Genomic DNA, 10,096 nt, shown 5'->3' with positions numbered 1-10,096 from the left:
CGTCGCGGCCCTTCTCGAACACCTGTCCTTTCGGACCGGCATGCTCGGTGAGGATCATCCCGCAATAAACGCCCACCGCATCATCGGTAAGCGCTTGCGGCGGCGGCACATGATCCGCATCGTTATCGCAGGCACCGAGAAGACCAAAGCATACCGCGGCGAGAGCAAATTTCCGGATCAAAGTCATGAGGATCTCCGCTGAAAAAGAACACATGAAGCGGCTAACGGAATTATGATCCAGATGCATAAAAGAGAGATAAGAACGGATGCAGACACCCCCTGATCTTCTCTCAGTCCGGCCATACCCGAGAGGAGCGCCGTTTCCGCGTTGGTCGACAGATTGAACATGCGATAGGCGTCTGACGGGCTTGCCAGCATGATCCATTTAACCGCATCGTCGCGAATAAGATCTGCGGCGCCGGACGAGAGAAACCCCAGCAGTGCCATATCGAACAGGACAACAAACAGAAGCCAGAGACCGATTGCCCCGGCGGCGGCTGTTCCGCGGTCGCGTGTCAATGCGCTCAACAGCAACCCAAGGGCAAGAAAGACGCCGCCGAGCAGGATCGACGAAAGGATGAGTTTCAGGAGAATGGGCCAGCCCTGCTCTGCGAGCGGGATGTCTCCGGTCAGCGCGATCGCGAGGGTGGCGCAGCCATACCCAACAATAATGGCGAAGGACAGGATGGATAATTGTCCCAGGAACTTGCCGAGCGCTATTGCCGGTTTGGAAATCGGATAGGCCAGCAGCAGGATAAGCGTCCCGCGTTCTTCTTCGCCAACAATGCCGTCGTAGGATAGCAGAAGCGCAATGAGCGGAATGAAGAAAATGCCGAGAGAGGAAAGGCTGACCACCGTCACCGCCATGGGGCTGATGTGGGTTGAGCCGACAGGGGCACTCCCCAGAAACGAGAGGATCAGGGCAAAGCCGGTCATGACAAGTGTCATTACCGCGATCCATTTATTCCGGTATCCGTCACGCACTTCCTTCGATGCCAGGACGAGAATATTATACATGGTTCCCTCCCGATGAAGCGGTGCTCGAATAGGCGTTAAAGACATGCTCCAGCGACGGGTCGGTCAATTCGATGTCCGTGATCGTCGCGTCCATCGCCATCACCTTTTTCAATATCTCCAGTTTCTGCTCCGGCAGGCATCTCAGAATGATTTCTTCCATGGAGGGACGCTCAACGGGTAATTCGGCCTCGAACATGGCCGCGATATTTCCGCAGCTTTCCGGATCGGCGGTGATTTTAAGAGAGGAGCGCATGCCGATATGATGGCGCAAAAACGGGATCGATCCGTGAGCGACCATCCGCCCTTCACTGAGAATAGCGACGCGATCGATCCGGTGATCCATTTCCGTCAGCACATGGGAAGAAATGAGGACGGCGGCGCCGCTTTTCTTCTCCTCGTCAATAATTCTGTAGATATTCTGCCGTGCAACAGGATCGAGGCCGGTGGTCGGCTCGTCCAGAACCAGCAACTTCGGTTGACCCAGCAGCGCTTGCGCGATCCCGAGCCGCTGACGCATGCCTTTTGAATAAGTGCCGACGCGCCTGTCTGCCGCAGCGCGCAAATCGACGCGATCAAAATAATCATCGAGGTTATTCGTTGGCAGCCCTTTTAACCGGGCATAGAAGGCAAGGGTCTCCCGACCCGTCAATGTCTTCTGGAAAAGTACTTGCTCCGGCAGGAAACCGATGCTGCACCGCAAGTTATTGAAATGCCGGCTTGCGGGATCCTGATGTAAAACCTTGACGGCCCCCTGGTTCGGCTTGAGCAGTCCGAGAATGATCTTTATGAGAGTTGTCTTGCCCGCGCCATTATGACCGACAAGTGCCAGGCATTGTCTGTTGGAAAGCGCCAGGGAAATATCCTGAAGTGCAATTTTATCGCGATACGATTGACTAATATCGATCAAGTCGATTGCCGGAAAATTTTCCATTTTCATGACTTGCTCCCATCGGTCAGGTTTTTCGGGATGGCCATCAACGGCGCGCTGTCGACAACGCCTCCGGGATGCAGAGCCGGAAAATTACTTTGCGCGTATTTCAGGATTTGCACGGCGGGGCTATTCAGGAGAAGCCGGGCGGAGGGATACTGCCAGATAATCCGATCGGTGAGATCATTGGGACGGTATATGCTGTCCGCCACACCATTGCGGTCAAGATCCATTGCCACCTGATCGGACCAGTAATTTCCGACGCCATCCCTGGACCATTCAAGCCATCTGGTACCGACATATTTCACCTGGTTCCGGTTGTTCACGAATGCGTTTCGCGTCAATGTATTTTTTTCGGACCCCGCTGTGAAATGGATGCCGATGGTGCAATCCGATAGCAGGTTTTCCTCAAAATAATTGTCATGCGAATTGTAGATAAAGATGCATTTCTCTGTTCCACCGCGAACAATATTCCGCGTCACGGCCACCCGGACAGCATAGTTGAACAATATCCCCCTATCCCGATCTTGCTCCGAAAGATTATCTTCGACAACCAGATCGGATGAGGACATGATCGCGTAACCAATATGGTTTCCATACGACCGGTTGCCAATGACCTCGCTGTTATTGGTGTACATGTAATGGATGGCGAACCGCAGATCGCGCATGCTGTTGCCCTTGAAAATATTCCGCTCGCTCGTCGTGACGAATATCCCGTCGCGGCCGTAGCGGATGTCATTGTTCTCAATGATCGCGCCCGGGGCATTCCATATCTGAATGCCGTTCCCCCGCTCGTTCATGCGCAAATCCTGACGGCCGGAGATCTGGTTGCCAATCACATGGGCATTTTCTGCGCCGGAAACGTAGATGCCGATCAGATTGTCCGTAACAACATTATTTGAGATAATGGCGCCGGTTGCTTCCTGATCGAGAAAGATACCGCTGTCCTGGGTTTCAAGGGAAAGACCCGAGCCCGTCACGATCAGTCCTTCAAGTCGTGCGTCGGGAGCCTTGACATGAATAACAGAGCCTGACGAGGTGCCGGTTATCTTCGCGTTACCATTGCCCAGAATAGTAAGCGGCTTCGTGATAACCAAAGATCCATCATAGGTCCCGGCGGCCAGGATAAGTGTATCTCCCGGGGCGGCAGCCTCGATGGCTTGCTGAAGATTTTCGGAAACGTCAACCTCGCGGGCCTCGGCATAGGGTAGGGGTAGGGAAGCGGTGGCAACGACGGCCACCGCACCCCAGATTTGCCAAAGAATGTTTCTTTGGAGGCGCATTGGCTATGCCGGCTCAACAAGCATGCGACCGCGCATTTCCATATGCAATGCGTGGCAGAACCACTGGCAATAGAACCAGTGAACGCCCGGCATGTCAGCCTTGAAAGTGACCGACGCCGTCTGCTGCGGACCGATTTCCATGGCAACGCCATAGTTGGAAATGGTAAAGCCATGGGTCAGGTCATCGACTTCATCGATATTGGTGACGATGACTGTGACTTCATTCCCCTGTTTCACAGTGAATTTTTCCAGCGAGAATATCGGCGCGGTGGAATGCATATAAACCCGAACCTTGTTGCCGTCCCGGATGACGTCTTCCGCATAGTCCAAGTCCTCGATCCCGTCGGCTTTTGCCTGCGCCTTGAGAGCATCAAACATGGGATCTTCACGATTGTAGGTCTGGTCTGGATTGACGATGGACCGCTGAACAATAATACAGTCATGCGGCTCCGCAAAAGTTGGACCATCATGAACAATTTTCATTTTTTTGCCCGAGATATCAATCAATTGATCATTCTCCGGCTTCAGCGGGCCAACGTTGATAAACCTGTCTTTGGAGAACTTGTTCAGGGAGACCAGCCATTTGCCGTCTGCCTGATTGGTTTCACCCATGGATGTATGATTATGGCCCGGCTGATACTGCACATCGAGCTTCTGGATAATCGGCTCGACTTTCTCTCCGGCAAATTTCCGGATAGCCTTGTCGACATCCCATTTGCAGATTTGGCTGTCGAGGAACAATGTCGTATAGGCATTGCCCTTGCCATCAAATGCTGTGTGAAGCGGGCCGAGGCCCAGTTCAGGCTCCGCGACAACCGCATCGCGGGGTTTTATTTTGTCGGCAAAAACGTCGGGCAGTTTCGCCATTTCGATGACAGATACTGTCGGCGAGAGCTTACCATTGATCATCATGTATTTGCCGTCCGGCGAAGCATTCACGCCATGGGGGCTGTTCGAAATCGGGATATAGCGGGTATATTTTGATCCCTTGCGACCATCCAGGACAGGCACATCGCCTTCATATTTCTTGAAGTCGCCGGCAGCAACACCTGCCTCAATCGCAGCGATATCGAACACGACTGCCCAGTCCTGCTCGTTCGCGGTCATCTCCGCGAGAGTGACGCCTTCTTCGGAGTTATAGCAACTCGAAATCGCGTATTTCCCCTGATAATCGGCATCCACGTTATCAAGATTGCCGTCGACGATGACCTGCCAGGCGACCTCCATCTTCTCGCCATCAATGGCCGTGAAGACGGCATGATAATTCTTGGGGTCATCAAGGACGGAGCCGTCATTCGGCAGCGGAACACGATGTTCCCCATTGGCGAAAATATATTTTGTCTTCGGAAATTTCTGTGGCCGCAAGCCATGGATATCGGCGGCGTTCGGAACAGAGATAATTTTATCGACCTTCATCAGATCGCAGCGAATGCGGGCGACGCGAGTGTTTGCTTTGTCATTTACCCAAATATAACGACCATCATAGCTACCGTCAGTAAAGGACATATGCGGATGATGGGTATCGCCATTGCTGGGAAATCCACCCTTGTCCTTCCAGAATTCTTTTTCCTTGGGCAGCATATTCTCGGTGAGAATTTTAATGCTTTCGTCTGTTTGCCCCCAGCCGGTTGCGCTGCACCGGTTGAAAACAGGAATACGCATCAGTTCGCGCATGGAGGGAACCCCCATGATCCGCACTTCGCCTGATTGTCCGCCACTCCAGAAGCCATAATATTCGTCAAGATCGCCGGGGGCGACTTCACTTTTCCCGGATGCGGCGCGCGCGGTTGATATAGGCATCATAGTTGCCCCACCCACGACGCCCAGTCCGGCGGCAGCAGCCGATCCTGTCAACAATGACCGGCGCGATACATCTGCAATTTTTTCCGAGTTATCCGTCATTTTCCTCTTCCTTCTTCAATTAATTTCTCTCATATCGGTGAATAGCCCATGCGCTTACTCATATGCTCTGGGTTGGTTAAGCCGCCGTCCCCTGCGATAGGCCGGATCTTGATCGGCAACTGAGGTCTTGGCGCTCGGGTCCATTTTGCGCGCCTTGGCAAGAGCATGGATCACCACAGGGCAAACATCCTCGTCGTAATAGTTCACCTGGCAATGCAGGCAGTAGAGGCACTCATTCGGATTGATATTGCCAAGCGGGTCGATGGCCTGAACCATGCACTCCTTGGCGCATGTCTGACAGGGATCGCCGCAGTTCCGGTACCGCTTCAGCCAATTGAACATCGCCAGCTTGCCGGGTATGGCAAGCGCTGCGCCGAGCGGGCAAAGATACCGGCAGAAGAAGCGCTCGATAAAAAGACCAGCGAACAATAGCGAGAAAACGAATAGCAGATAAGGCCAACCGCGCATGAACCGCAGGACAATGGAGGTGCGGAAGGGTTCAATCTCTGCAAAGGTTTCCGCGAGATGCAGGGAGTAGATGGAGAGACCCAGCAGCCCTAGGAAAATGATATATTTGATGGGCCATAGTCGTTCATGCAGCCACCAGGGGACCGTAAACTGCTTGATGCCGGCAAAACGGGCGACCTTATTGGTAAGTTCCTGTAAGGCCCCAAAGGGGCAAAGCCATCCGCAGAACGCGCCGCGCCCCCAGAAAATCAGGGAAACCGCGACGGAGCACCAGAGAATAAAAATCAATGGCTCCATCAGGAAGAACTGCCACTGGAAATCTGTCAGCAGGGCGTTGACGAAGACAAACACATTGACGACGGATAGCTGCGCCTGGGCGTAGAAACCGATCCCAAACAACGTGAATGTCAGGAAGCCGATGCGGAACCAATCGGTAAATTTCTTGCTGCGAACCACCTGATCCTGAACGAAGAATAGGATAGTCAAAATGACAATCGCGGAAATCAGGATAATGATTTCGGGCATCTTCTGTTTCCAGATACGCTGCCACAGGGCGTTTGCCGCTGCTGTATCCTCAGCCTCCATGGTTGCGGACTGTGTTACTGGCGGCGCAGCCGCGACAACGGGCGCAGCCTCTGTATGAACGTAAATACCCGGTAGTTGGTAGCTTAGCTCGAATGCCACAAATACCTTCTCAAGGGCACCGATAGCTCTTTGAACAAGGAGTTGAAGCTCCCAAGGTTCGGCGGGATCGAAAATGGCGCCGTCGGGGGTGCGGAAAAGGGCCACTTCCCTGAACTCAGGCGCGCCGTCCGCTTCGACACGTCCAAGGTTCTTGTATCCCCGATCCTTAAAACGAAACGCCTCCTCGCCCTGTACGACCTGGACGCGATCAAAGATACCTCCGCGGACATAGCCCGATCCTCGAAAGGAATAGCGTCCGCTCCCCATGACCAGAAATGCGTTTTGCCCGGGGTTCAGTTTTTTCTGGAGATTCTGGTATTCCCGGTCACCCAAAAGGCTGCGGGCAATCTCCGGTATGGCGAGCGACGCAATATAAAGATCGATAAAGGCCTCATCGTCATCGCCTGTTTCCGGGCGTTCAATTGCCTTCTCGTTACCTTGAGCGACGAAGGCATCGTTGACATCCGCCAGGCTCAACCGCATCCGCCGTACAGAGCCATTTCCGATAAGCGTCTGCCAATCGATAGATGCATCTCCGTCAACTATCAGCGATTTTTTTGGTGAAGCCGCAGCGGCGACGGTATTCGTCAAACCTCCAAGGCCGAGGGCAGCCGCCGCGCGGACCGCCGCTCTCTTGATACTATCATCAATTACCATAACGGTGACGGTCGCGCCGGAGACGATATCGACAGGCGGGGGCTCTCCGCCTTTTTCCCGCGCCAGCTCCAATATGTCATTACCTTTGTAGCCTGCGATAAAATCGATGATCTTCTGTTCGGGTATGCCGGAAAGTACAATCGGCTCGGCATGATGCATCAGGCGGCCCGCCGCAATGCGCCCTTCCGGTGTCATCGCAATCAGAACTTCAATAGGTTTCCCCGAATATCCGATCGCACTTACGAAGTCAGTATTGAGGAAAACATAACCGACGAGTTTGTCTCCGCTCATAACGGGAACGACCGGCGTATTGGCTATTTGATCCCCATATCGATCGGCCCCGTCAAATAGCTCGGACGGCACAATGCTTGAGAGGTAGGTTGAAAGTTCCCCCGGCTGCGTGGCCACCGCCGCGCAGGCACTCTGAAGAAATCCGAACAGGCCAATGACGACCAGTAGGAAAGACGCAAAAATATTCGGAAACTTTAAAGCTCTATTCTTCATGCCGTCGTCATGTCCTGCCGCAGAACTCTGCTATGAGCGTGATGGCTCGGTGGCTGAAATATTTCAGGTGCAGGACATGTTTAATTGAATGTCTGGAACGCTTATTTGATCTACTGCAAGCTTCTGGAAGGTTTTAACTTTTTTTCCTCAAAAAAAGCGGAGCGTAGAAAATGCTAAATCCTGTAAATGCGAGAAACCAGACCAGTGCCGAAAAAGGGAGAAGCAGGTTATACTGATCAATGTCGAACTCGGCAGCAAGTCGGGTAAAGGCCGCTAGAAAGATAAAGGCAAAGATAAATTTGGCGCTTCTACCCGCCCTCAACGGCTGCCCGGAGTGACCAAGTGTCGCGCGCAGCATAACGGAGAGGGTCATCGAGCCAATAGCGCCAGTCCCAAGCGCATGAATGCCGGCGAGGGGCGAAAAGAAGTCGGGAAAGAAGCCCGCCAGACCAAGAAGGGTGAAACCTATCGGAATAAAGAGGTAACTCAGATGCAAGACAAGAACCAATGGGTCTTTGAGGGCACGGTATCCGGCCCAACGGAACAGCCGTATAAAATGGAACGCTGCGGCCAGAAGCATCAAAAAACCTGAAACGGTTGCGAGATCGGTCACAATCCAGGATACAAAAGCTAGGGCCGCTATAACGATTGCCGCCACATCAAACCGGTTGAAAGGGACTGGTAGTCGCCCTGGATTGTTCCGCACCAGCCAGTTTCTTGTAAAGCTCGGGATAATGCGTCCGCCAATCAACATAATGAGCAAAATCACCGCGGCCATAGCCACTCGCCGACTAATATCACTCAGGCCGAAATAGTGGGCTTCCAGATGAAACCCCGCGTTTGCGGCAAGCAACAAGCCCAAAGGCATAAGTACTTTAAGGTTTTGCCAGTTTTTCCCTGCAATGATTTCATTTACCAAAACGACCAGAATGGTTGCTAAGAATATCAGGTCGACTATCATTGCAGGTAACCAGCCAATATAGCTTGAGAATGTCACGGCGGCCCGCCCTATGGCCCATAGAAGGACAAGGAGTAACAGGGGTGTCCCCTGGATCGGCATACGGCCTGTCCAGTTTGGTATGGCCGTGAATAGGAACCCTGTAACGACGGCGGCGAGGAAGCCGAAAAACATTTCATGAATATGCCAGTCGACAGGGGCGAACTGCGACGCAATCGATAGCTCTCCATAGAATAGGGGTAGCCACAGAAAGATGGAAATTCCGGCATATAGAGAACCAAATAAGAAAAACGGTCGATAGCCGTAGCTCAGAAGGGCAGGGCCCTGATAGTGTTTCAGCCTTGGAATCGCCATTGCTAAACCTTACAGATTGCGTAAAACTAACTCATTACAGGATATAGCCCCTGCGTAAATTTGGATTTGCGCTTCGACAAACTTAAAAAGGATTTTTATGTCTTTGCTGGACGCATCTCTCATTGCTGATGTCCCGCCTTTTCGCGGCATAGAACGCGAAAATCTAGTTGCACTGCTCTCCAATGCAAGATCGGAACGATATGAAATAGGCAGGACAATTTTTAGTCAGGGGGAGGCGGCACATTCCTTTTTTCTGCTACTTGACGGGCATATCCGTGTTGTCAAAGTGACGCCGGACGGTGAACAGGTGATCGCCCGTTATATTTCGAGCGGGGAACTCTTCGGAATCGCGCAGGCACTCGGCCTCGATTGTTATCCGGCCAATGCCGTGGCCGCCGTTGATTGCGTGGTGCTGTCCTGGCCCGGATCGCTATGGACGACGATCACTGAAAAATATCCGACGTTCGCAACCAACACATACAGAACAGTCGGCGCGCGTTTGCAGGATGCCCAGGACAGGATTGTCGAAATGGCAACGGAACGGGTTGAGCAACGTGTGGCCAATGCTGTCCTGAAACTGGCCAATCAGACGGGTCGAAAGACCGACGACGGCATCTTGATTGATTTCCCTATTTCACGTCAGGATATTTCGGAAATGACGGGTACGACGCTTCATACGGTCTCCCGATTGTTAAGCACCTGGGAAAATGAGGGCCTTGTGAAGAGTCAGCGGAAGAAAATTACGGTGACTGAAGGGCATAAACTGGCGGTAATAGCAGCCGGAAAAAGCGATAGCTAGCCGCTAACCTTTATTGGGATACCTTGTTCAAATCTTCTAAAAGCCTGTCTAGATCGATTTCATGTTCTCTTGCGGCGTCGACGATTGTGTGAAATGTCGCGAGTGGACAGCCGATACATTGCATACGGTTATTTATAAACACGGAAATGGATTGCGGCCAAATCCGCATGATTCCGTCGACCGGCATATCCAAATCGATTTTATCTTTTCGCCGCGCCAATGATTTTTCCCTATAACAAGTGTCCTTTTTTAGTGGAAAGACGAAATCAAGACGTTGTTGTTACGCAAATAGATGACAACACCTATCTTCGACCTGACGTAATGACAGTGGATATCGAACATACTTCAGGGCGGCCAGGCGAATGATCTCAGGTGAGTTTTAAAGCAGTGGAATGGATTTTTCATGTGCCGCCCGTAAATCCAGAGCGGTCACGGCTCAAGCCATTTTCTTTTGACAGTGCCGATGGAATCCTTAAAGCAGTTTTTTACGCCGTGCCTGTCCTTACAATGCTCTGACCAAGAATAGCCTTGATGGTATCGCG

9 protein-coding genes and 1 pseudogene are annotated in these 10,096 nt (G+C 52.4%); 1 reads left to right on the top strand and 9 read right to left on the bottom strand.

The window, feature by feature from the left end:
* From P1U71_RS16865 to P1U71_RS16835, 7 genes are all read right to left on the bottom strand, one after another.
* Positions 1-187 (bottom strand): nitrous oxide reductase accessory protein NosL (locus tag P1U71_RS16865; protein ID WP_301106839.1); only part of this gene is annotated, 187 nt, incomplete at its 3' end.
* Entirely contained in the window at positions 184-1,017 is an 834-nt protein-coding gene (locus tag P1U71_RS16860; protein ID WP_301106838.1) for an ABC transporter permease subunit, read from the bottom strand. The genes P1U71_RS16865 and P1U71_RS16860, both read right to left, overlap by 4 nt.
* Positions 1,010-1,954, bottom strand: coding sequence for an ABC transporter ATP-binding protein (locus tag P1U71_RS16855; RefSeq protein ID WP_301106837.1), 945 nt, complete (start codon positions 1,952-1,954; stop codon positions 1,010-1,012). The genes P1U71_RS16860 and P1U71_RS16855 overlap by 8 nt, the downstream gene beginning before the upstream one ends.
* Entirely contained in the window at positions 1,951-3,228 is a 1,278-nt protein-coding gene (locus P1U71_RS16850) for a nitrous oxide reductase family maturation protein NosD (protein ID WP_301106836.1), read from the bottom strand. The genes P1U71_RS16855 and P1U71_RS16850 overlap by 4 nt, the downstream gene beginning before the upstream one ends.
* A 3-nt stretch (positions 3,229-3,231) precedes the next feature.
* A complete protein-coding gene (nosZ, locus tag P1U71_RS16845) occupies positions 3,232-5,130 on the bottom strand; it encodes a TAT-dependent nitrous-oxide reductase (protein ID WP_301106835.1) in 1,899 nt (632 codons plus the stop codon).
* A 54-nt stretch (positions 5,131-5,184) separates the two neighbouring features.
* Positions 5,185-7,443 (bottom strand): NosR/NirI family protein, encoded by a 2,259-nt coding sequence (locus P1U71_RS16840; RefSeq protein WP_301106834.1) that lies wholly within the window; start codon positions 7,441-7,443, stop codon positions 5,185-5,187.
* 133 nt (positions 7,444-7,576) lie between these two features.
* The gene (locus P1U71_RS16835; RefSeq protein ID WP_301106833.1) at positions 7,577-8,755 is read right to left on the bottom strand and encodes an NnrS family protein; all 1,179 of its coding nucleotides are present in this window, start codon (positions 8,753-8,755) and stop codon (positions 7,577-7,579) included.
* 97 nt (positions 8,756-8,852) lie between these two features.
* Between P1U71_RS16835 and P1U71_RS16830 the strand changes: the two genes are divergently transcribed.
* Positions 8,853-9,554 carry a Crp/Fnr family transcriptional regulator gene (locus tag P1U71_RS16830; RefSeq protein ID WP_301106832.1) on the top strand — a complete coding sequence of 234 codons (702 nt, stop codon included), beginning with the start codon at positions 8,853-8,855 and terminating at the stop codon, positions 9,552-9,554.
* 10 nt (positions 9,555-9,564) lie between these two features.
* Here P1U71_RS16830 and P1U71_RS18055 read toward each other — a convergent pair whose 3' ends face one another.
* The gene (locus P1U71_RS18055) at positions 9,565-9,741 is read right to left on the bottom strand and encodes a DUF1858 domain-containing protein (protein ID WP_367281212.1); all 177 of its coding nucleotides are present in this window, start codon (positions 9,739-9,741) and stop codon (positions 9,565-9,567) included.
* A gap of 117 nt (positions 9,742-9,858) precedes the next feature.
* Positions 9,859-9,959 (bottom strand): annotated as a pseudogene (locus tag P1U71_RS18050) (IS6 family transposase); the annotation flags it as partial.
* Between the last annotated feature and the right edge of the window lie 137 nt (positions 9,960-10,096).

Origin of the sequence: Sneathiella sp. (assembly GCF_029233945.1) — a bacterium.
Taxonomy (GTDB): domain Bacteria; phylum Pseudomonadota; class Alphaproteobacteria; order Sneathiellales; family Sneathiellaceae; genus Sneathiella.
The sequence above is the reverse complement of the archived record's forward strand: the minus strand, read 5'-3'. Positions and strand labels throughout refer to the sequence as shown.

Excerpts from the sequence above, each read along its gene's own strand:
- P1U71_RS16860 (WP_301106838.1), bottom strand. The coding sequence starts at position 1,017 with ATGTATAATATTCTCGTCCTGGCATCGAAGGAAGTGCGTGACGGATAC.
- P1U71_RS16855 (WP_301106837.1), bottom strand. The coding sequence starts at position 1,954 with ATGAAAATGGAAAATTTTCCGGCAATCGACTTGATCGATATTAGTCAA.
- P1U71_RS16850 (WP_301106836.1), bottom strand. The coding sequence starts at position 3,228 with ATGCGCCTCCAAAGAAACATTCTTTGGCAAATCTGGGGTGCGGTGGCC.
- nosZ (WP_301106835.1), bottom strand. The coding sequence starts at position 5,130 with ATGACGGATAACTCGGAAAAAATTGCAGATGTATCGCGCCGGTCATTG.
- P1U71_RS16840 (WP_301106834.1), bottom strand. The coding sequence starts at position 7,443 with ATGAAGAATAGAGCTTTAAAGTTTCCGAATATTTTTGCGTCTTTCCTA.
- P1U71_RS16835 (WP_301106833.1), bottom strand. The coding sequence starts at position 8,755 with ATGGCGATTCCAAGGCTGAAACACTATCAGGGCCCTGCCCTTCTGAGC.
- P1U71_RS16830 (WP_301106832.1), top strand. The coding sequence starts at position 8,853 with ATGTCTTTGCTGGACGCATCTCTCATTGCTGATGTCCCGCCTTTTCGC.
- P1U71_RS18055 (WP_367281212.1), bottom strand. The coding sequence starts at position 9,741 with ATGCCGGTCGACGGAATCATGCGGATTTGGCCGCAATCCATTTCCGTG.